This window comes from Sulfitobacter sp. (genome assembly GCF_039977885.1).
Lineage (GTDB): Bacteria > Pseudomonadota > Alphaproteobacteria > Rhodobacterales > Rhodobacteraceae > Sulfitobacter.
In genome coordinates this window covers 59,154-86,117 of record NZ_JBDWCI010000012.1, presented here as the reverse complement: position 1 = coordinate 86,117, position 26,964 = coordinate 59,154, and the positions used below count along the sequence as shown (strand labels likewise).

Genomic DNA, 26,964 nt, shown 5'->3' with positions numbered 1-26,964 from the left:
TATGCGCATGATGATCTCCTTTGCAGCCCTGTTTTTCTCGCTGGTACTGTTGCAGCTGTCTTCTGGCGGTGTGGGTCCTCTGGATGTGCTGTCGGGCACTCAATTGGGCTTTAGCCGACAGGAAATCGGGATGCTGGGCTCCGCGCATTTTGTGGGGTTCTTTATCGGTTGCTGGTTCGCGCCGCGCTTGTTGGGATCGGTCGGGCACTCCCGCGCCTTTGCCGCGTTTACCGCAGCAGGCAGCATCGGGTTGATTGCACATATGATGATTATAAACCCCTACGCATGGGCTCTGATGCGGGTGGCATCGGGCCTGTGTATTGCGGGCTGCTATACGGTCGTCGAGGCATGGCTACAGGCAAAAGTTACCAATGAAACTCGTGGCCGCGCCATGGGCAGCTACCGCATGGTAGACATGATGGGCAGCCTGTGCGCCCAAGGGATCATCGGCATTCTCGCCCCTGCAGATTATATTTCCTATAACATATTGACGATCCTGTGTTGCGCGGCCCTTCTGCCCATCACCCTGACCAAAGCGACCCAACCCGACACCCCCGCATCGCCCCGATTGCGCCCGGGGCTGGCCTATGCACGCTCACCCTTGGCGGTGGCAGGCGTGATCGTCGCCGCCCTGTCCAGCGCGTCGTTTCGCATGGTCGGCCCGATCTACGGACAGGAAATGAACCTGAGCCCCAGCCAGATCGCATGGTTTCTGGCTGCTTTTGTTGTCGGGGGCGCGTTGGCACAAATCCCTGTGGGGCTGATCGCAGATAAATACGACCGCCGCAAAGTGCTGGTCTGGATGTCGGTCGCCGCCATCGCAAGCTGCGGCGTCACAGTGTTCACTGCCCAATGGGGTATCACGGCCATGTTCCTCTCTTCGGCTCTGTTCGGCCTGACCACCTTTCCTATTTTCTCGGTCGCAGCAGCGCACGCCCATGATTTTGCGACCTCCGAAGAACGTGTCGAACTTTCGGCTGCGCTGATGTTCTGGTTTGCGCTGGGGGCCATCGCTGCGCCCTATGGCTCGGCTTGGCTGATTGAACAATTCGGGCCGAAGGCACTGTTTTACATGCTGGCTGCGGGTCACAGCGTGCTGATTGTGTTCAGCGTGTTGCGCATGCGCTCGGGCCGCGCCGTGCACAGCCGCACCCGTTATATCACATCACTGCGCACCAGCTTTTTGACAGGGCGGCTGACGGGTCGCAGCCGCGAAAAACCCGCACGCAAGTGACCCCACTGGCACGCGGCTCCAACCCCTGCTAAAGCAGCACGTAAGCATAGCAAGGGCCGCATTATGACTCGTCATCTGATCACCTCCGCCATTCCGTATATCAATGGCATCAAACACCTCGGCAATCTGGTGGGCAGCCAATTGCCCGCCGACCTTTACGCCCGCTACCTGCGCGCACGCGGCAATGAGGTTTTGTTCCTTTGTGCCACGGATGAACACGGCACCCCAGCCGAGCTGGCCGCCGCCAAAGCAGGCAAACCCGTCGAGGAATACTGCGCCGAGATGTATGCCGTGCAGGCAGATATCGCCCAGAAATTCGGCCTGAGCTTTGACCACTTTGGCCGCTCCTCCTCAGAGCAGAACAAACGCCTGACCCAACATTTCGCCGGTGCCCTCGCAGATGAAGGCCTGATCGAGGAAGTCGAGCAAAGCCAGATCTATTCCGAAACCGATGGCCGCTTCCTGCCAGACCGCTATGTTGAGGGCACCTGCCCCAACTGCGGCTTCGAGGATGCGCGCGGCGACCAATGCGACAATTGCACCAAACAGCTTGACCCCGAAGACCTGATCAACCCGCGCTCTACCGTATCGGGTGCCACTGATCTGGAAATGCGCGCAACCAAACACCTGTTCTTGCGCCAATCCAAGATGAAGGACCGCCTCAACGAGTGGATCGACAGCAAGGCCGATTGGCCCGTACTGACCACCTCGATTGCCAAGAAATGGCTCAATGACGGGGACGGGTTGCAAGACCGCGGCATCACCCGCGATCTGTCATGGGGCGTACCCGTCAAACGCGGCGATGCCGATTGGCCGGGTATGGAGGGCAAGGTTTTCTATGTCTGGTTCGACGCGCCCATCGAATATATCGCCTGTTCGCAAGAATGGGTGGATGCGGGCAAAGGCAGCGACTGGCAGCGCTGGTGGCGCACCGATAAAGGTGCCGATGACGTGCGCTATACGCAATTCATGGGCAAGGATAACGTGCCCTTCCACACGCTGGGCTTTCCCGCCACGATCATGGGCTCAAACGAGCCTTGGAAGCTGGTGGATTACATCAAATCCTTCAACTACCTGAACTATGACGGCGGCCAATTCTCCACCTCGCGCGGGCGCGGTGTCTTTATGGATCAGGCGCTGGATATCCTGCCTGCGGACTACTGGCGCTGGTGGCTGCTGTCCCACGCGCCCGAAACGTCAGATGCCGAATTCACATGGGACGCCTTCCAAACCGATGTGAACAAAGACCTCGCAGATGTTCTCGGCAACTTCGTCAGCCGCATCACCAAATTCTGCCGCTCCAAATTTGGCGAAGCTGTGCCAGAGGCAGGGGAATACGGAGAGGCCGAAACGGCACTCATCGACGATCTGACTGCCCGCGTCGCCCGTTACGCTGAGGCAATGGACAAGATGGAAGTCCGCAAATCCGCAGCCGAACTGCGCGCAATCTGGGCCGCTGGCAACGAATACCTACAAGCCCAAGCACCATGGACCACCTTCAAGACCGACCCCGACCGCGCCGCAGCCCAAGTGCGGCTCGCGCTCAACCTCATCCCGCTCTACGCCACACTGGCTGCGCCTTTCATCCCCGATGCGGCCGCAAAGATGCTGGCAGGCATGAAGATCGAGGATGCAGGCTGGCCCGATGATGTACCCTCCGCCTTGGCACAATTGCCCGCAGGCCATGTGTTCGAGGTCCCCGAAGTGCTCTTTGCCAAGATCACCGATGATCAGCGCGAGGAATGGGCAGAACGCTTTGCGGGCAAACGCGACTGAGCGGCCCGCAAAGCAGGAAGTTTTTCAGCGCTCGGCCCTTGCAGCGTCCAATAGCGATGTCCAAAATCAGCATCCGGTTTTGAGCGGGGCATGTGACGTTTCATCAGGCCGAGCGCATCTGCGCCAGAAAAACGAGCATCAAAGCAGCTAGCAGTGTCCGCTGTGCGGGACGAAGTGTGCTTTCGCTGCGGTTGCCCCAATGGCTGCTATCCACGTGACGTCAGGTGTATTCCCGCGATAGTACAACGTACCGACCCTCCGGAAAGCTCGATAGTTGGTATCTTCAAGGCAACCAAGGTGGCGCTGTCAGAAATCCTTGCCTTTTGATCTTGGGTCAACGCGTTCAACGCTGTCTCAGACAGGGCAAGAATGCGTCCTCCGCTCCCTTGTAATTCTATGGCGTTGCCTGCAAACTTTCCAACTTGGCCTTCGCTGAGGTCGATAATGATACGGCCGGATTGGCCAAGTCGATTTAGCACGTCATTACGGCGCGCAGGGTCTTCAATCATGCAGCTACCAATCATTGCGAAATCAGTCGCGATACACATCAGCACGTTGGTATGATATACGGCCCTACCTTGTGCGTCCGCTGCGCGAAACGCCATAGGCTCATAATTGAAATGGGTGCAGAAGCGCTCCAAAGCGATCTGGCTTGTGCGGTCAGATTCAACCGCGTAAGCGATCCGGTCGACATGGTCCAGAACCATTGCGCCTGTGCCTTCGAGGTAGAGACCATCGTGTTCTAGGCCAGAATAATCCAGAATGTCTTGCACGCGAAAATTGGCCTTCAGCATGTCCAATACATCAGAGCGGCGCTCCAGTCTGCGGTTAGGGGCCATCATCGGATAGACCGCGATATGCCCCCCTGCATGCGTGGAAAACCAATTGTTTGGAAAGACACAGTCAGGTGTTCTGGGGTCATCCCCCTCAAATAGATGAACATCGACGCCATGGGATCGTAGCGTCGCCGCCGCGTCGGTCAGTTCTTGATATGCTTTGGTCGCATCCTTCCCCGAGCTCGGGTTTGCAGCTTGGAAGGCATTATCAGTTGTCTCTGGATTTACCGCAAAATGGTGGGGCCGCACCATCACAACAGATGAGGGTGCTTGAAGGCTTTTGGAAACGGTCACGAAACTACTCCTGTCAAATCGGAGGCCAGTTTCCGCTTAACATAATGCAATAACAACGCTCAAGAATCTTTAAAATTGCTGTTATTTCATACATATTGCTAGGACCTTTCCTAACATTTGTGATGATATGCCTGAAAATACCCCTAATAAACATCAGTTTGATGACTTTGATCGCCGTCTGGTTGCGCTTCTCCTACGGGATGGACGAGCACCGATTGCCAAGCTGGCGGATATTTTGGATGTGTCACGCAGCACCGTGCAAAGTCGGCTTGACCGCATGTTGGAATCGGGCGCTCTGCTTGGGTTTACGGCGCGTGTGCGGGAAGACTATGAAGGTGGTCAGATTAACGCGATTATGATGATCAAAATATCAGGCAAGAGTACCACGCAGGTCATTACAAACCTGCGCCGACTGCCAGAACTGAGAAAAGTTCATACGACCAGTGGAAAATGGGACTTAGTCGCCGAGGTCCGTGTCGAGTCACTTGCGGAGTTTGACCGGATACTCCGAGAGGTGCGGCAGATAGATAATATTCAGGACAGCGAAACGAGTATGTTGCTAACGAGCGTATAAATCAGAAACAGCCATTCAAGCAAGCTGCAGCATTGGTCAATATGGGCTCATAACGGCCATTCGCTGCATCTACACAACCTATGCTAAATTGCTCTCACGCATAGAGCGCCCCGTTTCGGGTATCATCACCACAGCGGCTCGGGCTGCGCATTGTCCGATGAAATGGTGCGGGCGGGGGGACTCGAACCCCCACGGGCATACGCCCAACAGATTTTAAGTCTGGTGTGTCTACCATTCCACCACGCCCGCAACGCGTGCAACATACCGCGCAGGCGCACGGTGTAAATACGCCAAATGCCCCGTTTCGGTTCTTACGCCCCTTCTGACAGCATGACTTCCTTCACCGCTTCCATCGCCACATAAGTCGATGTGGAGGCCACATGCGGCAATCCGGATATCGTATCGCCCAGAAATGCGCGATAGCTGGCCATGTCGCGGGTGCGCACCTTGAGGAGATAGTCGAAATTCCCCGCAATCATATGCGCCTGTTCGATCTGCGGCACGCGGGCCACCGCGGCGTTGAACGCCCGCAGCGCCCCTTCGCGGGTATCCGTCAGCCGCACCTCGACAAACGCCACGTGAACAAGCCCCAGACGGATCGGGTTCAACATGGCACGGTAGCCCAAAATCACACCGCTTTCTTCCAGCCGCCGGAGCCTTGCCTGTGTCGGTGATTTGGACAGGCCAATGCGCTTTGCAAGTTCGGTTATGCTGATACGGCCATCCTCGGCCAGTCGCGCCAGAATCGCCTGATCGAATTTATCCAACTCGGAAGTCTTTTCCACTGCAAATACACCCAAATTTAATACTTTTCACTACCATTACCCAATTCTTAAGCCAACAGCCCTTTAAAATCCAGTATAATCTAATCGAAATTCAATGATGGAGCGGTCCCATGGCCTCTGATACCAAGCTTTCCTTTCGTTCGCAGATCGACACCGGCACTTATGCAGGCCCCGACGCCGTTCTGGCCACGTTGATCCAGACGGCAGACCTTACCGAGGCTGATCGCGCCGCTATCGTCAGTGCCGCCGCAGGGCTGGTACGCGACATTCGCGGTGCCACCGCCCCGGGCATGATGGAGGTTTTCCTCGCTGAATATGGCCTTTCCACCGATGAAGGCGTGGCGCTGATGTGTCTGGCCGAGGCGCTGCTGCGGGTGCCTGATGCCGAAACCATGGACGCGCTGATCGAAGATAAAATCGCACCCTCCGATTGGGGGCGCCACCTTGGCCATTCGACCTCGACCATGGTCAATGCCTCCACTTGGGCGTTGATGCTGACAGGCCGCGTGCTGGATGACGAGCAACCCGGTCCTATCCGCCATCTACGCGCCGCGATCAAACGCATGGGCGAGCCGGTGATCCGCACTGCCGTGGCCCGCGCGATGAAGGAAATGGGCCGTCAATTCGTTCTTGGCGAAGATATCACATCGGCGATGAAACGCGCCGCAGGGATGGAGAAAAAGGGCTTTACCTACAGCTACGATATGCTGGGGGAAGCGGCCCGCACCGAAGAAGACGCCCGCCGCTACCACCTAAGCTATTCCGACGCGATCTCTTCTATTGCGCGCGGCTGTACCCATGATGATATCCGCAAGAATCCCGGTATTTCGGTCAAACTGTCGGCCCTGCACCCGCGCTATGAGGTAGCGCAGGAAGCCGCCGTCATGCGTGACCTTGTACCCCGCCTGCGCGCGCTGTGCCTGCTCGCCAAATCAGCGGGCATGGGCCTGAATGTCGACGCCGAAGAGGCCGACCGTCTGGGTCTGTCGCTTGACGTGATCAATGCCGTAATGGGTGAGCCCGCGCTGGCGGGCTGGGATGGTTTTGGCATCGTGGTTCAGGCCTACGGCCCCCGCGCCGCCCCTACCATTGATGCACTTTATGCCATGGCCGCACAGCACGACCGCCGCATCATGGTGCGTCTTGTGAAAGGTGCCTATTGGGACACCGAGATCAAGCGCGCTCAGGTCGAAGGCATGGAAGGCTTTCCCGTCTTCACCCGCAAGGCGGCGACCGATGTCAGCTACATTTCGAACGCCCGCAAACTACTGGGCATGACAGACCGTATCTATCCGCAATTCGCCACTCATAACGCCCATACTGTCGCCGCTGTCCTGCATATGGCGCAAGATAAAGAGGCCTTTGAATTCCAGCGCCTGCACGGCATGGGCGAGACACTACACGATATCGTCTTGCAAAAACACGCTAGCCGCTGCCGCATTTATGCGCCTGTTGGTGCCCATAAGGACTTGCTTGCCTATCTGGTGCGTCGCCTGTTGGAAAACGGCGCGAACTCTAGCTTTGTGAACCAGATCGTGGATGAGGAAGTCGCGCCCGAAGAGGTCGCTGCCGATCCTTTTCCCAAACTGGCCGAAACCGTCCCGACCATCCCCACCGGTCCCGAACTGTTCCAGCCTGCCCGCGCCAATGCCCGCGGGTTTGACCTGACCCACACCCCGACGCTGACCATGATCGACGCAGCCCGCGCGCCCTTTGCCAACCACAGCTGGCAGGCGGCACCCGTGATAGCAGGCGGCGCACAGGGTGCGACCCCGCAAGAGGTGCAGAACCCCGCCGGCCTCGCCTCTCCCGGTACGGTCCAGAACGCAACGCCCGCAGATGTAGCACAGGCACTAGCGGAAGCGACCCCATGGGACGCCCCGCTTGATGCGCGCCGCGCAGCCCTGCTGCGGGCTGCCGATATCTATGAAGAACGCTATGGCGAAATCTTTGCCCTGCTGGCCCGTGAGGCAGGCAAAGGCCTGCCCGATTGCGTGGCCGAGCTGCGCGAAGGAGTGGATTTCCTGCGTTACTATGCGGCTCAGGCCACCAATACACCAGCCGCAGGGATTTTCACCTGCATCTCGCCGTGGAACTTCCCCTTTGCGATCTTCCTTGGCCAGATCAGCGCGGCACTGGCCGCAGGCAATGCTGTATTGGCCAAACCGGCCGAACAGACTCCCCTGATCGCCCATCTGGCAGTGCAGGTCCTGCATGAAGCAGGCGTGCCTGCAACGGCTTTGCAACTGCTGCCCGGTGGTGGCGAAGTAGGTGCGGCGCTGACCTCGGATGCACGTATCGGCGGTGTGGCATTTACCGGCTCGACCGCGACAGCCCTGCGCATCCGCGCGGCCATGGCCGATCACTGCGCCCCGGGGACCTCGTTGATCGCAGAAACTGGCGGGCTGAACGCCATGATCGTCGACAGCACTGCCTTGCCCGAACAGGCCGTGCAAGCAGTTGTCGAAAGCGCGTTCCAGTCTGCTGGCCAACGCTGTTCGGCGCTACGCTGTCTTTACGTTCAGGAAGACATCGCCGCTTCGTTCCAGAAAATGCTCATCGGGGCTATGAACGCGCTCGAGCTGGGCAACCCGTGGGACCTGAGCACAGATGTCGGCCCCGTCATTGACGAAACCGCCCGCGCTGGCATCGCCGCACATATCGAAACCGCCCGCAAGCAGGGTCGCGTCGTGGCCGAGCTACCGACACCGGACAAAGGCACCTATATCGCGCCCACGGTCATCAAAATCGACGGCATTGCCGATCTTGAACGTGAAATCTTTGGCCCAGTCTTGCACATCGCCACCTTCAAGGCAGACCAGTTGGACACAGTCATCGACGCCATCAACGCCACGGGTTACGGGCTGACGTTCGGCTTGCACACCCGTATCGACGACCGGGTACAGCACGTCTCAGAACGGATAGAGGCAGGCAATATTTACATCAACCGCAACCAGATCGGTGCCATCGTGGGCAGCCAACCATTCGGCGGCGAAGGCCTGTCGGGCACCGGCCCCAAGGCGGGCGGGCCCAACTACCTGCCGCGCTTTTCGGCCCCTGATATGGCCGATCCTGCCCCCGCATGGTCAACCACCGCTCCGCTGCCTGCGCTGCCGCAGCACACACCGCGGATCATCGACACCCTTTCGCTGCCCGGCCCCACAGGCGAAAGCAACCGGCTCTCGACCCTGCCCCGCGCGCCTTTGCTCTGTGCAGGTCCCACAGCCGAAATCGCAGCAACCCAACAGCGCAGCGTTGAAGCCTTGGGCGGCGAAGCCGTGGTCGCCATCGGGGCAATCAGCCCCGATGACCTGACCAACGGTCCGGCCTACGGCGGCGTCCTGTGGTGGGGGGATGAAGATACCGCACGACAGCTGGAGCAAGCCCTGGCTCAGCGCATGGGCCCGGTCATCCCTCTGCTGCGCGGCCTGCCCGACACCGCCCGCGTGCGTCAGGAACGCCACGTCTGCGTCGACACCACTGCTTCAGGCGGCAATGCAGCCCTGCTAGGTGCCTCGGCCTGAGCTATAGCGCGCAGCCCTATGACCGGCTGCGCGCATCCCTTCAGAACCACCCTTGACCCGCCCGCGTCCTTCACCCAACGTGGGCCGCACTATGTTCCCCATCCGCGATCATAACCCCTCGGGCCGCGTGCCATACGTGACCTATGCGCTGATGGCCGCGAACATCGGCATCTTCCTTAGCATGCTGCCCATTTTCGAAGATGAGCGCGCATTGGCCCAGCTATATTACAACTGGGCCTTGTTGCCCCGCCGTGTGATGGGTGGCGACGGCTATGCGGCCCTTCTTACGTCGCAATTCCTGCATGCGGGATGGATGCATATTGCCGGCAATATGCTGTTTCTATGGATATTTGGCGACAACGTCGAAGACGAGATGGGCCACCTGCCCTATCTGGGGTTCTACCTGCTGGCAGGGACGCTGTCTGGCTATGCCCATGTGATCTCTGATCCTGCCTCATTTGTCCCCATGGTCGGAGCCTCCGGCGCGATTGCGGGGGTGATGGGCGGTTATCTGTTGCTGTTTCCCAAGGCGCGGATCGACGTTTTATTCATCATCAAGATCATCACCATCCCCGCATGGATCATGCTCGTGCTGTGGTTTGTCATGCAATTCACCGGCAGTATCCTCACCCGACCCGGTCAGGGCGGCATTGCCTATTGGGCCCATACGGGCGGCTTTGTTGCGGGATTTTTGCTTGCTCTACCGCTTTGGGTCAAACTGGGCGGCAAGCAGTTCTGGCGCAAAACCCGTGGCCATCCACCCCATCCGCCTGCCCGCTATGGCATGCCAAAGGTAAAACGCAAATGAGTATGACCATCACAGCCACCTGCCATTGCGGCGCCTGCGCCATACGCGCCACCTTACCGAACGGGCTGTCGGATGTGGGCCGCTGCACCTGTTCGTTCTGCCGCCGCAGACAAGCCGCTGCTGTCACGGCAACCACAGCCAGCCTGCAGGTCACCAAAGGCGCGGATCACCTTAGCCAATACAGCTGGAACACCCACACAGCGAAACATTATTTCTGCAAGACTTGCGGCATCTATCTCTACCACCAGCGCCGGTCAAACACCGCGCAATGCGGCGTCAATCTGGGCTGTATCGAGGGCGTGAACCCGTGGGAACATGAACCCGTTGCATGGACGGATGGCATCAACCACCCGTCCGATGCGCAATAGCTTTAACCCCGCACGATCTTCGAGAAACCGGTGAACAGCGGCTCGTTTGATGCGATAATTTCGCCGTCTTGCAGCACATCGCCCTGAGGATTGATCGGCTCGACCAGACCACCGGCCTCTTTCACGATGATGATGCCCGCAGCCAAATCCCATGAATTGAGGCGGCGTTCCCAATAACCGTCATAACGGCCTGCCGCCACATATGCCAAATCCAGCGCTGCCGACCCCCAACGGCGAACACCCGCGCATACAGGTGCCAAACGCGCGAGGTCTTGCAATGTTGCAGGCAGATCAGAGCGGCCCGCAAACGGGATACCCGTGGCAAAGATCGACTCGATCATTCTATTGCGTCCCGATACGCGCAGGCGGCTTTCATTCAACCAACACCCAGTACCTTTTTCAGCATAGAACATCTCGTCTTTGGCGGCGTCAAAGATAACACCCGCCACAATCTGACCTTTATGCTCCAACGCGATAGAAACAGCCCAATGCGGCAAACCGTGTAGAAAGTTTGTCGTGCCGTCCAGCGGATCAACAATCCAACGGCGTGTAGGATCATCGCCATCTTCCGCGCCGCCCTCTTCGGCAATCCAGCCATAAGTCGGGCGCGCACCGCGCAGCTCTTCTTTCAGGATTTTTTCAGCGTTGATATCTGCGCGGCTGACAAAATCGCCAGCGCCCTTCATCGACACCTGCAATTGTTCAACTTCGCGAAAGTCCTTGACCAACGCACGGCCCGCTCTGCGCGCGGCCTTGATCATGATGTTAAGATTTGCACTGCCTACCATGGTTCGACGGCCTTTTCTGAATGGATCATCGCCCTCTTAGGCGGTCCCCCGCAGAAAGCCAATAGCCCGTTACGCAGCGTGCCCCTTGTTCATACAAGATGCAAGCCTACGTTGTGCTGTAACAAAAAGGAGATACCCATGTCTGATACGATGAAACAAATCGTTCTGGCCAGCCGCCCCAAGGGCGCACCAACACCCGAAAACTTCCGCCTCGAAGAGCTCCCCCTGCCCACACCGGGTGAGGGCGAAGTACTGGTGCGGGTGCATTACATGTCCCTCGACCCTTACATGCGCGGCCGGATGGACGATGCAAAATCCTATGCTGCCTGCATCCCGGTAGACGGCAAGATGGAAGGCGGATCAGTCGGTGAGATCATCGCCTCCAACGCCGAAGGCTTTGCCGTGGGCGAGTTTGTCATGGGCGGATTCGGCTGGGCCACACATGCCGTGTCGGGCACCCAAGGCCTTGCCAAAATTGATCCCGACACCACGCCGATCACCTATGCGCTGGGGGCTTTGGGCATGCCCGGCCTTACCGGCTGGTACGGGCTAACCGAACTTGGCAAACCGAAAAAAGGCGAGACACTTGTTGTAGCTGCCGCAACCGGCCCCGTTGGGTCAATGGTGGGGCAGATTGCGAAAGCCAAGGGTTTGCGCACCGTGGGCATCGCTGGCGGGCCCGAGAAATGCAAACTTGCGGTCGAACATTTCGGCTTTGACGTCTGCCTTGATCACCGCGCCTATGACACCGCTGCCGACCTGCGCGCCGCGTTGGAAAAAGAATGCCCCGATGGGGTTGATATTTACTTTGAGAATGTCGCCGGCAAAGTGCTTGATGCTGTACTGCCCTTGATGAACGCCCACGGTCGCATTCCGATCTGCGGCATGATCGCATGGTACAACGAGGGCGGCGTTGGTGCGGATGCGATCGAAAAGACCCTCACCGCTCCAAAGCTATGGCGCACAATTCTGGTCAATTTCCTCAGCGTGAATGGTTTCATTATCGCCAACCACTTTGACCGCATGCCCGACTTCCACAAAGAAATCGGCCCTTTGATTTCGGATGGCAGCATCAGAGTGCAAGAGGACATCACAGAGGAGCTCGAGAATGCGCCAAAAGCCTTCATCGACCTTCTGAGCGGCGGCAATACCGGCAAGGCCATGGTCAAAGTCATCTGAACCACGCCCGCGCCGCTCTAACATGCGGCGCGGGTTACCTATCTATCTTGCGACCAGACGGGTGCCACGCCCGCGCACAGGTCAAGCCGCATGAGGCACAGACCTCATGCGGAGACCGCCGTTACACCGCTTGCAGTTTGCGCGCCTCGGCCTCCGCAAGCTTGAGCAATTCTTCCATGAACGGCTTTCCGCGATCCTCGGTGCGGATCGCAGCATAAAGACTGCGCGTGATCCCCTTCTCCGTCAAAGGCCGCGTCACATAGTCAGAGGAATATTTCACCTCCCGCACCACCCAATCGGGCAACACTGACACCCCCCGATTTGAGGCGACCAACAGCAAAATCACCGCCGTCAGCTCCACCTGCCGGATGCTTGCCGGTTCGACCTTGGCAGGGATCAACAGCTGGCTGAACACATCCAGCCGCGTCCGCTCAACAGGGTAAGTGATCAGGGTTTCGTTGCGAAAATCCTCTGCCTCGACGAAAGCCTTCTTGGCCAGAGGATGCGTGCTTGCTGCGACGAAAACAGCGCGGTAATCGAACAATTCGATAAATTCGACCCCTGCAATCTCTTCCGGATCGGAGGAGACAACCAGATCAACCTCTTCGCGCAACAGCGCAGGCAAGGCATCAAATGCCAGACCAGGGCGGATATCCACATCCACCTCGCCAAAGGTGCGGCGGAACTGTTCGAGCACCGGAAACAACCATTCAAAACAGGCGTGGCATTCTATCGCTATATGCATCCGTCCTGTGCTGCCGTTCCGCAGACCGCTGAATTCGTCTTGCAAGGCAGCCACCTGCGGCAACACCTGCTGCGCCAGCTTTAACAACCGCTGCCCCGCAGGCGACAGTTTAAGGGGCTTGGAACGGCGCACAAACAGCTCCACACCCGCCTGATCCTCAAGGCCCTTCACCTGATGGCTCAGCGCGCTTTGGGTGATATTCATCATTTCGGCAGCGCGGGCCAGCCCCCCTGCTTCGTGGATGGCCTGAATGGTGCGCAGATGGCGGAACTCGATATGCATAGAAAACCCTTGTGAGGCGGAACTCATGTTTATGATGAGAGTTATGAATTTGTCTCATATCTGTATCTATGCGACAAGAGAACAAATTAATAAGGATCAGCATCATGACCCCGCCTGCAGTCTCGTTCGAAGTCTTCCCACCTAAATCGGTGAATGCCGCATTCAAGCTCTGGGACACCGCACAGGCATTGGCACCGCTTGAACCACGCTTTTTCTCTGTCACCTATGGCGCAGGCGGCAGCACCCGTGATCTGACCCATGATGCGGCCCATGTGCTGCACCGCACCTCGGGCCTGCCTGTCTGCGCGCATCTGACCTGCGTCGGCGCAAGTGTCGCCGAGACAATGGAAATTGCCGATAAATTCCATGACGCCGGTGTGACCGATATCCTTGCCTTGCGCGGTGATCCCGCCGATGGTGCCTCGCGTTTTACCCCGCATCCAGACGGCTTTGCCAACTCTGTTGAGCTGATCGAAGCGCTCGCGCTCAAAGGTACGTTCAACCTGCGCGTCGGAGCCTATCCCGAAAGCCACCCCGACGCGGTAAGCCAACACGCCAACATCCAGTATCTCAAGCGCAAATTCGACGCAGGCGCGGATGAGGCTATCACCCAGTTCTTCTTCGAGGCCGAGGATTTTCTGCGCTTCCGTGATCAATGCGCCGCCGCCGGCATCGACAAACCCATCGTGCCGGGCATCCTGCCAGTGACCAACTGGACCTCGGCGCGCAAATTCGCCGAACGCTGCGGCACCCGCGTGCCTGCATGGCTGGACGAAGCCTACCGCGCAGCGGAACGTGACGGCCGGACGGACCTGTTGTCGACCTCACTGTGCACCGAATTGTGCAGCACCTTGATCGACGAAGGCGTGGATGCACTGCATTTCTACACGCTGAACCGGCCCGAACTGACACGCGATGTCTGCCGCGCCTTGGGCGTGACACCGAAAAACACCCTGTCCAACGTGGCGTAAACGCTTGTGACAGATGACCTCGTGGGCTTAGGCTGCGGTCATACATTGACCGGAGCCTGCCCATGCCACGCATCGCCACCTCGCCCGCTGATCTACTAAGCCAGTCCGAAGCGCTCGAACTGTCCGGTCTCGAGTTCATGCAGGCGATCGCCGATGGCACCAACCCCGGCCCGCCCATCGCCGAAACAATGGGTTATACACTCCACAGCGTCGAGGAAGGCCAATGCGTCTTTCGCGGCACGCCGGAATTCAACGCCACCAATCCCATCGGAACCGTGCATGGCGGCTGGTACGGCACACTGCTGGATTCCGCGATGGCCTGTGCCGTAATGACAAAAGTGCCCCGCGGTTCTGTCTATACGACATTGGAATACAAGATAAACATCCTGCGCTCGATCCCTTTGGGCATGGAAATCGAATGTATCGGCGTGGCCGATCATGTGGGCCGTTCCACCGGCGTGGCCCACGGCGAGATCAAAGGCGTGCAGGACGGCAGGCTGTATGCCACCGGCTCGACCACCTGCATTGTGATGAAAATCGCCTGATCCCCGTATCACAAACCCGCGCTAGGTGCCTGTCGCATCAATCACCTGCGACCAGTCTGCCGCGCGCGCATCCACGCTTTCATGCACTTGCTCGGACGGATCAAGCCCTACAGGCCGCTTGCGCCGCGTCACAAATATCTTGCTCCACCCGACCCAAGTCCCCACCGAAGGGGCATTGACGTTCTGGGGGAATTGCCTTGCCCAACCCTCAGGCAGCGGCAGCCCCGCCTCCTCGGCCTGCTCCAACATCCAGACCAGCGGGATATTGGACAAATGCCGCGCATAGTGACGCCCGCTCAGCTGGCCACCCACATCCCCGTGACTGCCGCGAAACCACATCTGTATGATCCGGTTCGGATCATCAGGGTCTGCCTCCCATAATACGGGGCGGTAAACCACACGGGTCTCATCCATCGCCAATGCGTGACGGCCATATTTGACCAACGGGCTTAGCTCCAGATTGTGAAACGCATAGCGCGCAACGCTCAACCGCCATAGCACCGGCGCATTGACCCCCAAGGATTTCACAGTATCCCAGACGCCAATCATCTCGATCGGCACCTCGTCATAGCAGTTCTCTTGGCGAAAACTTTGCGCCGCCTCGCCCAGCGCGTCGCATTCATACAGATGATAGATCCTGCGGATATTTTGTTCGTTTGCCTTGCCACGCTCCAAAAGGCCCATCCGTTCAATGATCCCCGCCAATGAACGCACTGCAAAAGCCCCACGAGAATAGCCCATCAGGAAAATCCGGTCACCGGGCCGGTAGCGCGAAGCAAGATGCCCATAGGCCCGCTTGATCTGTCCGTTCAGCCCCCGCCCCGACGCCACATCGGGGATGGATCGCCAATCCGTCCACTGCAACCCCGGTTCGTAATAGACCAGAACGCCCTCCCCCATCTGCTGGGCAAGCCGGTACGTCAGCCCCGCGTTGGTTTCCTCCCCCGGTTCAAGCGAGGACATCGTGCCGTCGAGAATGATCAGATGGATCAGCGGATCGCGCACCGGAGGCGACGGGTCGGGCCGCGCCCACGCACGCCCGAACAGATGCCTCAGCCTGGCAAACCGGCCGTCCTTATGCGGCGTTGTCTCCACCCTGTAGCAGCTCCCAAACCTTATGCGGCGTGAATGGCATATCTGCCTGTCGCACGCCCTGTTCCCACAGTGCATCTTGCACCGCGTTGGACACAGCCGCAAGCGCACCCACAGTACCCGCCTCGCCACAGCCCTTCATGCCCATGACATTGGCCGTAGAGGGCACCGGCTCGCTCGTGAAGGAAATCGACGGCATGTCGATGGCGCGCGGGACCGCATAATCCATAAAGCTGGCCGTCAGCAATTGCCCGTCCTCGTCATAGACCACATGTTCCTGCAACGCCTGTCCGATCCCTTGCACCACACCGCCATGCACCTGCCCCTCGGCCAGCAGCGGATTGATCAGGTTTCCAAAATCATCAACAACCGTATAGCGGTCGACGCGCACGACACCGGTTTCAGGGTCAATCACGACCTCGCAGAAATGCACCCCGTTAGGAAAGCTGCGCGCCTCAAGCTTGACCCGCGCCTGTTGGGTCAGCAAATCGTCGCGCCCCTTGTCGCGCGCCATTTGCGCCACTTCCAACATGCTGGGCGTCAGGTTGCTGCCCTCTACGCGGAAACGCTCATCATCAAAGGTGATTTGTGCTGCAGGCACGCCTATTTCTTCAGACAAAAATGCCGTGAACGCCTCGGTAATCTTGGCAACTGTGGCCAAAGTCGCGGTGTTCTGCACCGTGACCGAACGCGACCCGCCCGTGCCGCCACCCTTTTTGATCAGGTCACTATCGCCCTGAACAACGCGGATCGCCTCTGCCGGTATGCCTGTCTGATCGCTCAGGAATTTGGCATAGACTGTCTCATGGCCCTGCCCGCCCGATTGCGTACCCACCAGAATCTCGACCGTGCCATCATCGCAGAAATTCACCTTTGCCCCCTCACTTGGATCGCCAAGGATACTTTCGATGTAATAACAAACCCCTACACCACGCAAAAAACCGCGCGCCGCATCCGACGCACGGCGCGCGGCAAATCCCGCCATATCCGCCTCTACCGCGCCACGGCTCATCACCTTGTCAAAATCGCCCACGTCATAGGTTTCATCCGTAGCCGTGGCATAGGGAAACTGGTCCGGCTTGATAAAATTGATCCGCCGAAGCTCCAACGGGTCCACGCCCAACTCACGCGCCGCACGGTCCATGACACGTTCCAACACATAAATCGCCTCCGGCCGCCCCGCCCCGCGGTAGGCATCTACCTGCACGGTGTTGGTGTAATACCCCTCGACCTGCAACCAAGTGGCCTGCACGTCATACACCCCCATCAACACACGGCTGAACAACTGCGTCTGGATCGCCTGACCATATTGGCTGTTATATGCTCCCAGATTACAGCGCGTGCGGACACGGTAGGCGGTGATCTTGTGATCCGCATCAAACGCCAGCTCCGCCAATGAGGTCAGATCACGCCCGCCATTATCGCTTAGCATCGCTTCGGTGCGTTCGGACATCCAATGCACCGGCACGCCCAACATGCGCGCAGCATGACACACAAGCAGATACTCGGGGTACACCATCGCCTTCATCCCAAAGGCACCGCCCGTGTCGGGATTGGTCACCCGCACATGGCCCTCATCCAGACCAAATGCCTTGACCAGATTGTTCTTGGGCACCCAGACCCCCTGCCCGTTATTGGCCAGATGCAACCGCGTGCCGTCCCATTCCGCAAAGCAACCACGCGGCTCGATCGAATTTACGATGATCCGGTTGTCATCCACCTGCAAGGATACCACCTTTTCCGCCGCCTTGAACGCCGCATCGGTCGCCGCCTCATCTCCTAAACCCCAGTCAAAGGCGCAATTATCCGGCGCCTCGGCGTGCAGCGTCTCACCGCCCCGCGCGACCGTAATCTTTGCGGGCAATTCATCCACGTCAAACATAATCAACTCTGCCGCATCGCGCGCCTGCGCATAGGTTTCGGCCACCACCATTACCACAGGCTCCCCCACAAAACGCACCCGATCACGCGCCAGCATCGGCCGCAGCGGCGCGGCCCCCGTGCTGCCATCACGGTTCTTGGCCGTTGCACCGCCGATGGCAATGTTCACCCCCGCCGCTTCCAGATCGGCACAGGTCACCACCAGCCGCACACCTTCGGCCTGTGCGGCCTCACTCACATCCAGCTCGGTGATTACCCCATGCGCCACAGGTGAGCGGAAAATAAACGTGCTCAATGCCCCCTCAGGCGCAATATCATCCACATACCGCCCCGCACCGGTCAGAAAGCGGGCGTCTTCCACCCGCGTAATCGGTTGGCTTTTGCCGAATTTTTCCATGATGATACTCCAAAAGACACGCAGCCCGTGCCCCCAAGACTTAACTGCCCCTCGCGCAGTGTCCAGCCACACGCACCCGCTAAATTGTACCAATACGGGACGGCGGGCGGGGCAATCTGGCGCCCGCAGGGCCGACAGGAGCGCCGCACGCCCTTCCCTCAGCCGCGCGCCTGCGCTACATCACCGCAAAACCGTTGCAATAAAGGCTATGATCATGGCACTGGACAAGAAATTCGAGGCCCAAGAGGCCGAAGCCCGTCTCTACGCAAAATGGGAGCAATCCGGCGCCTTCAAGGCAGGCGCAAACGCTTCGCGAGACGAGACCTATAGCGTCATGATCCCGCCGCCCAACGTCAACGGGTCGCTGCACGTGGGCCACGCATTCAACAACACGCTGCAAGACATCCTGACCCGCTGGCACCGCATGCGCGGGTTCGACACCCTGTGGCAACCCGGTCAGGACCACGCAGGCATCGCCCTGCAATTGGCCGTGGAAAACAAGCTGGGCGAGGAAGGCATCAAACGCACCGACCTCACCCGCGATGAATTCCTCGCCCATGCGTGGAAATACAAAGAAGCCACCGCCGACACCATCGTAGGCCAGCTCAAGCGCCTCGGCTCAAGCTGTGATTGGTCGCGCAACGCTTTCACCATGTCCGGCGCGCCGGGTGACACGCGCACAGGCCATGAAAACTCGCCCAATTTCCACGACGCCGTGATCAAAGTCTTTGTGCAAATGTACAACGAAGGCAAAATCTACCGCGGCAAACGCCTTGTGAACTGGGACCCACGGTTCGAGACCGCGATTTCCGATCTCGAGGTCGAAAACATCGAAGTCCCCGGTCACATGTGGCACTTCAAATACCCGCTCGCAGGTGGTGCCACCTATGAATACGTCGAGAAAGACGAAGACGGCAACGTCACCCTGCGCGAGACCCGCGATTATATCTCGATCGCGACCACACGCCCTGAAACCATGCTGGGCGATGGCGCGGTTGCCGTGCACCCCTCTGATGAACGCTACGCGCCTATCGTGGGCAAGCTGTGCGAAATCCCTGTCGGCCCCAAAGCGCTGCGCCGCCTGATCCCCATCATCACCGATGAATACCCCGACAAAGACTTTGGTTCCGGCGCGGTGAAAATCACCGGCGCGCATGACTTTAACGACTACCAAGTCGCCAAGCGCAACAACATCCCCATGTATAACCTCATGGACACCAAGGCCGCCATGCGCGCCGATGGCAAACCCTACGCCGAAGAGGCCGCCGTGGCCCAAGCCATCGCCAATGGCGAGCGCGAATTCGACGAAGCCATGATCGCCGCCATGAACATGGTGCCCGAAGACTACCGCGGCCTCGACCGCTTTGCCGCCCGCGAGAAAATCATCGCCGACATCACCGCCGAAGGCCTCGCCGTGATGCACGACGTCACCCGCACGGTCAAAGACGAAGACGGCAATAAGGTTGAGCAAACCGAGACCGTCGCTTACGTCGAATCCAAACCGATCATGCAGCCCTTCGGCGACCGCTCAAAAGTGGTGATTGAGCCGATGCTGACCGACCAATGGTTCGTAGACACAGACCAGATCGTAGGCCCCGCCCTCGACGCCGTGCGCAACGGCGATGTGAAAATCATGCCCGAGAGCGGCGAGAAAGTATATTACAACTGGCTCGACAACATCGAGCCATGGTGCATCTCGCGCCAGTTGTGGTGGGGGCACCAGATTCCAGTTTGGTTTGACGAAGACGGCAATGAATATTGCGCCGAAACCCTAGAAGCCGCACAGGCCCTCGCAGGGGATAAGACCCTCACCCGCGACCCCGATGTCCTAGACACATGGTTCTCCTCCGGCCTCTGGCCCATCGGCACGCTCGGCTGGCCCGAGCAAACCGCAGAGCTGGGCAAATACTTCCCCACCTCCGATCTGATCACAGGCCAAGACATCCTGTTCTTCTGGGTTGCGCGTATGATGATGATGCAGCTCGACACCGTGAAACAGATCCCCTTCAGCACCGTCTATCTCCACGGCCTCGTGCGCGATGCCAAGGGCAAGAAGATGTCGAAATCCGTAGGCAACGTCATCGACCCACTGGAGATCATCGACCAATACGGTGCCGATGCGCTGCGGTTCACCAATGCGGCCATGGCCTCGCTTGGTGGGGCGCTCAAGATGGAAGAACAGCGCATCGCGGGCTATCGCAACTTTGGCACCAAAGTCTGGAACGCTCATAAATTCGCCGAAATGAACGGCGTCTTCGATCCAGATCGTGTGTACACGCGGTGCACAGACGGTGTACCGCCTGTGACACCCGCTGCGACCCTCAATAAATGGATCATCGGCGAAACCGCCCGCGTGCGCGAAGAAGTCGACGCGGCACTGGAAACCTACCGTTTCAACGACGCCGCAAATGCGCTTTATGCCTTTGTCTGGGGCAAGGTCTGTGACTGGTATGTTGAGCTTTCCAAACCCTTGCTGCAAGATGATGACGGCAAGGGTGATGTGGCAAAAGAGACCCGCGAAACAATGGCTTGGGTGCTGGATCAATGCTTGATCCTGCTGCATCCTATCATGCCTTTCATCACAGAAGAGCTTTGGGGGGAAACCGCGAAACGCGACAAGATGATCGTGCACGCCGATTGGCCAACCTACACCACCGCTGACCTGCTGGACGATGCCGCCGACCGCGAGATGAACTGGGTCATCACCCTGATCGAAAGCATCCGCTCCGCCCGCGCCCAAATGCACGTCCCCGCCGGCCTGAAGGTCCCTATGATCGTCACCGAAATGGACGCCAGCGCACAGGCCGCTTGGGATAATAACGAGGTGATGATCAAACGCCTTGCCCGCGTGGAAACCCTTGATAAAGCGGATGTATTCCCGAAAGGGACCGTGGCCATCGGGGCTGCGGGTGCCACCTTTGGTCTGCCGCTAGAGGGGCTGATCGACATCGACGAAGAGAAGGCGCGTTTGCAGAAATCGCTGGACAAGTTGACCAAGGAAATCGGCGGTCTCAAGGGCCGTTTGAACAACCCCAAATTCGCCGCCTCCGCCCCGCCGGAAGTGGTGGAAGAGGCCCAAGCCAACCTTGCCGCACGCAATGAAGAGGCCGAGCAATTGCAAGCCGCCCTCACCCGCTTGGCCGAAATCGGCTAAAGATCACAGGCGCAGGCCACACGGCCTGCGCCTTATCTGCTACTTAAAGACCGGATCGCGCTTACCAAAGGTCGCTGCGATGACTTCCATCTGATGCGGCTTGCCGATCAGATCAGCCTGCGCCTGCGACTCCGCATGTAGAACGGCTGTCTCATCCTCAGATTCAGCGATACTTATCAGACGTTTGGCGGCACGAATGGCCGAGGGACTTTTGCTCGCGATTTTCTCTGCCAACACTTGCGCTGCGGCCAACGGGTCCTCGGCAATCTCTGTCACCAGCCCCCACCGCTCCGCCTGTTCTGCACCGATCAGCTCTGCCGTATAGGTCAAGCGCCGCAGCACATCCGAGCGCACAAGGCGGGGCAGCAGGACCATCCCGCCCATATCCGGCACAATGCCCCATTTCATTTCCATCACCGCGAATTGCGCCTCAGGGGCGGCGATCCGGATATCCGCACCCAGCGCCAATTGCATGCCTGCGCCAAAACACACCCCCTGCACCGCCGCGATCACCGGAATATCCATCCGCGCCCAGACCATCGCCACTTCTTGCCATTGGTTCGTCGTGCCCTCGCCATGCGTGCGCGGCATCAACAGATCGGCGGGGTCTTTACCGATCATGGCCGACAGGCCGGAAATATCGATGCCCGCACAGAATGCTTTTCCCTCGCCCGATATAATCACAACGCGCGCGTCAGAGGATGCAACCTCTTGCCCTGCCTCAATAATCGCGGTGATCATTTCCTGATCCACCGCATTCATTTTATCAGCGCGGGTCAGGCGCACATGGGCGATGTGGTTTTCATAGGTAACAGAGACGCGGGCCATAGGTTTTCCTTTCAGGACAGGGTTGCCCCATCCAACCAGATGCCTTGCCGCGCGGCTAGATAAACGTGGCGGCAGTCAACGCGGCACCAGCTTTTCCACAGCGCGCATCATGCCAAGGCTTTTGTCATACACCAGCGTCAGCACCGGCCGCATTTTGCCCCGCGCAATGGATACACCCGCGCCACGCAGGCTGACTGCGGCGGCGGTCGTTCCGATAAATCCACGTCTTGTGAGCTTGGCCATGGTCTGTCCTCCCGTTTATGCGATCCATTCTCATGTAAGCACATAACGCCCCAGAACAAGGCTTGCCCTTGATGCGCGGCGCGCATTAACTGGCCTAATGACAGATATTCGCCTTACCCCGCTTGCCCGATCCCTGCCTGCCACGGTCCCCTTTGTCGGCCCCGAAACCCAAGAGCGCGCACGCGGTGCCGTCTTTGATGCACGTCTGGGGGCAAATGAGAACGTCTTTGGCCCTTCGCCCCGCGCGATTGAGGCTATGGCGCAGGCCGAGCAGTGGATGTACGGCGATCCCGAAAGCGCCGAGCTGCGGGCGGCACTGGCTGCCCATCACGGCTGTGCCGCGGAAAATATTATGGTCGGCGAAGGCATCGACGGTCTGCTGGGGTATCTGGTGCGCCTGATGGTAGAGCCCGGCGATGCGGTTGTCACATCGGCCGGCGCTTACCCTACCTTTAACTATCATGTCGCCGGTTTTGGCGGCACCTTGCACACTGTGCCTTACAAGGGCGATTTCGAAGACCCTGACGCGTTGTTTGCCAAGGCGGCAGAAGTCGATGCCAAGCTGGTTTATCTTGCCAATCCCGATAACCCTATGGGCAGCCATTATAGTGGGGCGGATATTGCCAATGCCATGAGGTCACTGCCACCCCGCACCCTGCTGGTCCTTGATGAAGCCTATGTCGAATGTGCCCCCGAAGGCACGGCGCTGCCACTGCCTTTTGACGATCCACGCGTAATTCGAATGCGCACCTTCTCAAAGGCTTACGGGCTGGCGGGGGCGCGTGTCGGCTATGCTTTGGGGGCTGCTGATCTGATCAATGCGTTTCATAAGGTTCGCAATCACTTCGGCATGAACCGCGCCGCACAGGCAGGCGCTTTGGCCGCGCTTGAGGATCACGACTACCTTGCCCATGTCCAACAACAAATCGCACAGGCCCGTGATACGATTGCAGCGATTGCCCGCGAAAACGGGTTGGTTCCGTTGCCGTCGGCGACCAATTTCGTGACCATCGATTGTGGCCGTGACGCGGCTTTTGCCAAGGCTGTTGTGGACGGGTTGATCGACCGCGGTATCTTTGTGCGCATGCCTTTTGTCGCGCCGCAGAACCGCTGCATCCGCATAAGCTGTGGGACGCCTCAGATGCTGGCCCTGCTAGGCCGAACCCTGCCCGCGGCTTTGGCCGATGCAGAAAAAAGCTGACGCCGGGGAATCTTGCGCTACTTTTTGATCACGTCAGGAAAAAGAGGCCGCAGATGAACAACAGCCCCGGCAGTGCGCCGAATTTCACCAAAGCCTGTATCGTGATATTCGGCGTGAACATCGCCTGGATCCTTATCGCGCTTTGGGCGTTTTGGGGGCTGATTGCCGCCGCCGCAACGGGCTGGGGCATCAACCGCCTGTTCACATGGATCGAGGGTAGACGGGATTAACTCCCGCCAATCACCTCGGCCGCCGCATCCAGCGCGCCCTGACCATGCGCAATACCCAGTGCTTTCATGCCTGCCTGAATACCCCCCAACAGCCCCATAACCATCTGGCCACTGACATGGCCCATATGCCCCAAGCGGAAATAGGCGTGATAGGCCGGATCATCAGGTTCAGCCATACCCAGGCCAATTCCCAATGTCAGACCTAATTCCTGCTCTACCCAATTGCGCAGGCGCGTGCCGTCTTCGGCTCCCAAACGCAAGGCGGTCACGGCCGTGCTGCGATGGATAGGATCGGCCACATTCAGGCGCAAATCGCCCTGCGCTGACCATGCATCACAAGCAGCCCAGACAGCGCGTGCCAGTACCGAATGGCGGGCCCATACCTGTTCAATGCCCTCGGCATGGATCATATCCAGCGCCGCACGTAGGCCGTAAACATGGTGCGTCGGAGCCGTACCGTTCCAGTATTGGTAGAACTCTGTCGGCGCACTGCGCGGCTTCCAGTCCCAATATCGGCTGACCCTTGGCATGGCGTCCCGCGCAGCCGCGGCGCGATCATTGAAGAAAACAAAGCTGCATCCCGGCGGCACCATCAGCCCTTTTTGACAGCCGGTGACCATGACATCCACACCCCAGTCGTCCATCTCAAAACGGTCACAGCCCAATGAGGCGATGCAATCCACCATCAACAAAGCAGGGTGGCCTGATGCGTCCAGCACATCACGAAGCCCTTTGATGTCATTCAGAATAGAGCTGGAAGTATCCACATGAACGGCAAGCACTGCCTTGATCCGGTGATCGGTATCCGCGGCAAGTGTCCGGGCGATTTCGTCCAAATCCATTGCGCTTGATTTACCGAAATCCATTACTTGAACATCCGCGCCAATGCCTGCTGCCATCTCGGCCCAGCCATGACCGAACCGGCCGGTTGCAGGTACCAAAACGCGGTCGCCTTCGGCGATGACGTTGGCTAGCGCGGCCTCCCATGCGGCATGGCCATTCCCGATATATAGCGCCACGTGATGCTTTGTACGCGCCACACGTTTCAAATCGGCCACGATCCCCGGCATCATATCGGGCAACTCCCCGGCATAGATGTTAGGCGCTGGCCGATGCATGGCCTGCAACACGGCATCAGGCATTACCGATGGTCCCGGAATAGCAAGATATCCACGTCCGTGTGACAGGTTGGGCCGTTGTGTCATGATTAATATTCCTGTTCCAATCAAAGCCTTGCCCGCAGCAAGTATTAGGCCGGACAATAGGTTTTTCGCAGGTGTCGTCAATCGGCCCCGCGCTTGCTCCTGTTGCCTGAGCACAGTAAGATTGCAATCACGCGCAAACGCCCAAAAACAAGGCCCCTTCCTATGAGCAGCGGACAAACCTATTCCTCCGCCCCGCTCATGCGCTGGCTTTGGCGGGGCTACCTTAAGCGCCACACCAGCACATTGGCCGTCGCGGTTTTGCTGATGACCCTTGAAGGGGCCAGCCTTGGCGCGTTGGCCAAGCTGATGCAGCCGATGTTTGACCGTGTCTTTGTCGGCGGGCAGGAAAATTTGCTATGGATTGTCGGCCTTGTACTGGTGGCCATTTTTCTGGTGCGCGCAATTGCGGGCGTGGGGCAAAAGGTGCTGCTGACACGCATTGCGCAACGTTCGGCTGCGAATATGCGGATCGATCTGCTGGACCGGATGATGCAACAGGACGGGGCCTTTCATCAAAACCACCCGCCCGGCTTTCTGGTGCAACGCGTTCAATCGGACGTGAGCGCCGTGGGCGATGTCTGGCGCGCGATCATCACCGGCGCTGGCCGTGACTTTATCGGGCTTATGGTGCTGCTAGGGGTCGCGATTTCGATTGATCCGGTTTGGGCGCTATTGGCCTGTATCGGCATCCCTATGATGGTGCTCCCCGCAGCTTTTGCCCAGCGGTTTGTCCGCCGCCGCGCCCGCGAGGCCCGCGATCTGGGGGCACGCCTGTCTACCCGCCTTGACGAGGTGTTTCACGGGATCGTCCAGATCAAGCTTAATGCCATGGAAGACTATCAATCCAGGCAATACCGCGACATCACCCAACAGTTTGTCTCGACCGAAGTGCGCAGCGCCTTTGGCAACTCGGCCATCCCCGCAATGGTCGATATTATTTCCGGCATAGGGTTTATGGCCGTCATCCTTTATGGCGGCTCAGAGATCCTGAGCGGCGACAAAACCATTGGCCAATTTATGACCTTTTTCACCGCAATGGGTTTCACTTTTAATCCGCTGCGCCGGCTGGGAGGGATCAGCGGGCAATGGCAGGTCGCGGCCGCCGCGCTGGAGCGGATCAAAGAGCTGATGGATGCGCCTTTGCGCCTTGTCTCACCACAGGCCCCTCTCCCTGCCCCCACCACAAACCCCGATATCATGCTCAACGAGGTGAGCCTGTCATTTGGCGAAAGCCAGGTGCTGAACGGGCTGTCGCTGCATGCGAAGGCCGGGCAGACAACCGCGCTTGTGGGCGCGTCGGGCGCCGGCAAATCGACCGTTTTCAACCTGCTTACCCGTTTATTGGACCCTTCAAGCGGCGAAGTCCGCATTGGCGGGGTCGCGACCTCGGACATGGCCATCCCCGAGCTGCGCAAACTGTTTTCCGTCGTGAGCCAAGAAGCCCTGCTGTTTGATGAAACCCTGCGCGAAAATATCGTATTGGGCCGCACGGACGTCACAGATGCAGCCCTCAAACAAGTGCTGGATGCCGCCCATATCAGTGATTTCCTACCTCAACTGGAGCAGGGACTGGACACACCTGTCGGTCCGCGCGGCTCGGCCCTGTCGGGCGGGCAACGGCAACGCGTTGTTATCGCACGCGCACTGCTGCGCGACACACCACTTTTGCTGCTGGATGAGGCGACCAGCGCGCTCGACGCCCAATCCGAACAGGTGGTTCAGGATGCGCTTGAGCATCTGTCCCAAGGCCGCACAACAATTGTCATTGCGCATCGGCTCAGCACCATTCGCAATGCCGACAAGATCATCGTGATGGAACGCGGTCGCGCAGTTGACGAAGGCACCCACAATGAACTGCTGTCGCGCGGGGGCATCTATGCCGATCTGTACCGGCTGCAATTCAAAGACGGTAAAACCGTTCTGGAAGAACCACGAAAACGGGTGATCTGGCGTCGTGCCACAACCGCGCCCCGCCCGCCTGGCCTGCTGCAACGCATCGGCCAGCGGCTTTTTGGCAGCTAGGC

At 58.8% G+C, this 26,964-nt stretch carries 22 protein-coding genes and 1 tRNA gene; 13 read left to right on the top strand and 10 right to left on the bottom strand.

The window, feature by feature from the left end; genetic code table 11:
- Window position 1: 1 nt before the first annotated feature.
- Together ABJM03_RS08820 and metG are read left to right on the top strand one after the other, a co-directional pair.
- Window positions 2-1,234: an MFS transporter gene (locus ABJM03_RS08820; RefSeq protein ID WP_348417022.1), complete on the top strand. Its 1,233-nt coding sequence runs from the start codon at window positions 2-4 to the stop codon at window positions 1,232-1,234.
- A 63-nt stretch (window positions 1,235-1,297) separates the two neighbouring features.
- Entirely contained in the window at window positions 1,298-3,010 is a 1,713-nt protein-coding gene (gene metG / locus ABJM03_RS08815; protein WP_348417021.1) for a methionine--tRNA ligase, read from the top strand.
- 206 nt (window positions 3,011-3,216) lie between these two features.
- Here metG and ABJM03_RS08810 read toward each other — a convergent pair whose 3' ends face one another.
- A complete protein-coding gene (locus ABJM03_RS08810) occupies window positions 3,217-4,098 on the bottom strand; it encodes an arginine deiminase-related protein (protein ID WP_348417573.1) in 882 nt (293 codons plus the stop codon).
- A 169-nt stretch (window positions 4,099-4,267) separates the two neighbouring features.
- Here ABJM03_RS08810 and ABJM03_RS08805 point away from each other — a divergent pair, with 169 nt between their 5' ends.
- The gene (locus ABJM03_RS08805; RefSeq protein ID WP_348417020.1) at window positions 4,268-4,714 is read left to right on the top strand and encodes an Lrp/AsnC family transcriptional regulator; all 447 of its coding nucleotides are present in this window, start codon (window positions 4,268-4,270) and stop codon (window positions 4,712-4,714) included.
- Between the two features lie 163 nt (window positions 4,715-4,877).
- Here the strand turns inward: ABJM03_RS08805 and ABJM03_RS08800 are convergent.
- Window positions 4,878-4,963 (bottom strand) — tRNA-Leu (locus ABJM03_RS08800).
- 62 nt (window positions 4,964-5,025) lie between these two features.
- On the bottom strand, window positions 5,026-5,499 hold the full coding sequence (locus ABJM03_RS08795) for an Lrp/AsnC ligand binding domain-containing protein (RefSeq protein WP_348417019.1): 474 nt from the start codon (window positions 5,497-5,499) through the stop codon (window positions 5,026-5,028).
- Window positions 5,500-5,609: 110 nt separating this feature from the next.
- Between ABJM03_RS08795 and putA the strand changes: the two genes are divergently transcribed.
- The 3 genes from putA to ABJM03_RS08780 all read left to right on the top strand — a co-directional run bounded on the left by putA (window position 5,610) and on the right by ABJM03_RS08780 (window position 10,199).
- Window positions 5,610-9,023, top strand: coding sequence for a bifunctional proline dehydrogenase/L-glutamate gamma-semialdehyde dehydrogenase PutA (putA, locus tag ABJM03_RS08790; protein WP_348417018.1), 3,414 nt, complete (start codon window positions 5,610-5,612; stop codon window positions 9,021-9,023).
- Between the two features lie 91 nt (window positions 9,024-9,114).
- Window positions 9,115-9,831 carry a rhomboid family intramembrane serine protease gene (locus ABJM03_RS08785; RefSeq protein ID WP_348417017.1) on the top strand — a complete coding sequence of 239 codons (717 nt, stop codon included), beginning with the start codon at window positions 9,115-9,117 and terminating at the stop codon, window positions 9,829-9,831.
- A complete protein-coding gene (locus ABJM03_RS08780; RefSeq protein ID WP_348417016.1) occupies window positions 9,828-10,199 on the top strand; it encodes a GFA family protein in 372 nt (123 codons plus the stop codon). The genes ABJM03_RS08785 and ABJM03_RS08780 overlap by 4 nt, the downstream gene beginning before the upstream one ends.
- Before the next feature lie 2 nt (window positions 10,200-10,201).
- On the opposite strand, the gene ABJM03_RS08775 is transcribed toward ABJM03_RS08780, so the two are convergent.
- Window positions 10,202-10,987: an inositol monophosphatase family protein gene (locus ABJM03_RS08775; protein ID WP_348417015.1), complete on the bottom strand. Its 786-nt coding sequence runs from the start codon at window positions 10,985-10,987 to the stop codon at window positions 10,202-10,204.
- A 138-nt stretch (window positions 10,988-11,125) separates the two neighbouring features.
- Here ABJM03_RS08775 and ABJM03_RS08770 point away from each other — a divergent pair, with 138 nt between their 5' ends.
- The gene (locus ABJM03_RS08770; protein ID WP_348417014.1) at window positions 11,126-12,166 is read left to right on the top strand and encodes an NADP-dependent oxidoreductase; all 1,041 of its coding nucleotides are present in this window, start codon (window positions 11,126-11,128) and stop codon (window positions 12,164-12,166) included.
- Window positions 12,167-12,287: 121 nt separating this feature from the next.
- Here ABJM03_RS08770 and ABJM03_RS08765 read toward each other — a convergent pair whose 3' ends face one another.
- On the bottom strand, window positions 12,288-13,193 hold the full coding sequence (locus tag ABJM03_RS08765) for a LysR substrate-binding domain-containing protein (protein WP_348417013.1): 906 nt from the start codon (window positions 13,191-13,193) through the stop codon (window positions 12,288-12,290).
- Between the two features lie 104 nt (window positions 13,194-13,297).
- On the opposite strand from ABJM03_RS08765, the gene metF reads away from it, so the two are divergent.
- On the top strand, window positions 13,298-14,164 hold the full coding sequence (gene metF / locus ABJM03_RS08760) for a methylenetetrahydrofolate reductase [NAD(P)H] (protein WP_348417012.1): 867 nt from the start codon (window positions 13,298-13,300) through the stop codon (window positions 14,162-14,164).
- Between the two features lie 62 nt (window positions 14,165-14,226).
- A complete protein-coding gene (locus ABJM03_RS08755) occupies window positions 14,227-14,709 on the top strand; it encodes a PaaI family thioesterase (RefSeq protein ID WP_348417011.1) in 483 nt (160 codons plus the stop codon).
- Window positions 14,710-14,730: 21 nt separating this feature from the next.
- On the opposite strand, the gene ABJM03_RS08750 is transcribed toward ABJM03_RS08755, so the two are convergent.
- Window positions 14,731-15,804, bottom strand: a complete 1,074-nt coding sequence (locus ABJM03_RS08750; RefSeq protein WP_348417010.1) for a DUF2235 domain-containing protein — start codon at window positions 15,802-15,804, stop codon at window positions 14,731-14,733.
- The gene (locus ABJM03_RS08745) at window positions 15,785-18,079 is read right to left on the bottom strand and encodes a xanthine dehydrogenase family protein molybdopterin-binding subunit (protein WP_348417009.1); all 2,295 of its coding nucleotides are present in this window, start codon (window positions 18,077-18,079) and stop codon (window positions 15,785-15,787) included. Before ABJM03_RS08745 ends, ABJM03_RS08750 begins: the two co-directional genes overlap by 20 nt.
- 214 nt (window positions 18,080-18,293) lie before the next feature.
- Here ABJM03_RS08745 and ABJM03_RS08740 point away from each other — a divergent pair, with 214 nt between their 5' ends.
- Window positions 18,294-21,233 (top strand): valine--tRNA ligase, encoded by a 2,940-nt coding sequence (locus tag ABJM03_RS08740; RefSeq protein WP_348417008.1) that lies wholly within the window; start codon window positions 18,294-18,296, stop codon window positions 21,231-21,233.
- 39 nt (window positions 21,234-21,272) lie between these two features.
- Here the strand turns inward: ABJM03_RS08740 and ABJM03_RS08735 are convergent, their stop codons facing one another.
- Together ABJM03_RS08735 and ABJM03_RS08730 are read right to left on the bottom strand one after the other, a co-directional pair.
- Window positions 21,273-22,061: a crotonase/enoyl-CoA hydratase family protein gene (locus ABJM03_RS08735; protein ID WP_348417007.1), complete on the bottom strand. Its 789-nt coding sequence runs from the start codon at window positions 22,059-22,061 to the stop codon at window positions 21,273-21,275.
- Between the two features lie 75 nt (window positions 22,062-22,136).
- Window positions 22,137-22,304 carry a Tat pathway signal protein gene (locus ABJM03_RS08730; protein ID WP_348417006.1) on the bottom strand — a complete coding sequence of 56 codons (168 nt, stop codon included), beginning with the start codon at window positions 22,302-22,304 and terminating at the stop codon, window positions 22,137-22,139.
- Window positions 22,305-22,401: 97 nt separating this feature from the next.
- On the opposite strand from ABJM03_RS08730, the gene ABJM03_RS08725 reads away from it, so the two are divergent.
- On the top strand, window positions 22,402-23,505 hold the full coding sequence (locus tag ABJM03_RS08725; RefSeq protein WP_348417005.1) for a pyridoxal phosphate-dependent aminotransferase: 1,104 nt from the start codon (window positions 22,402-22,404) through the stop codon (window positions 23,503-23,505).
- A 53-nt stretch (window positions 23,506-23,558) separates the two neighbouring features.
- A complete protein-coding gene (locus ABJM03_RS08720) occupies window positions 23,559-23,735 on the top strand; it encodes a hypothetical protein (RefSeq protein WP_348417004.1) in 177 nt (58 codons plus the stop codon).
- Here ABJM03_RS08720 and ABJM03_RS08715 read toward each other — a convergent pair.
- A complete protein-coding gene (locus ABJM03_RS08715) occupies window positions 23,732-24,940 on the bottom strand; it encodes an aminotransferase class V-fold PLP-dependent enzyme (RefSeq protein ID WP_348417003.1) in 1,209 nt (402 codons plus the stop codon). The two genes, ABJM03_RS08720 and ABJM03_RS08715, sit on opposite strands and share 4 nt — an antisense overlap.
- 162 nt (window positions 24,941-25,102) lie before the next feature.
- Here ABJM03_RS08715 and ABJM03_RS08710 point away from each other — a divergent pair, with 162 nt between their 5' ends.
- Entirely contained in the window at window positions 25,103-26,962 is a 1,860-nt protein-coding gene (locus ABJM03_RS08710; RefSeq protein ID WP_348417002.1) for an ABC transporter ATP-binding protein, read from the top strand.
- Window positions 26,963-26,964: the final 2 nt, after the last annotated feature.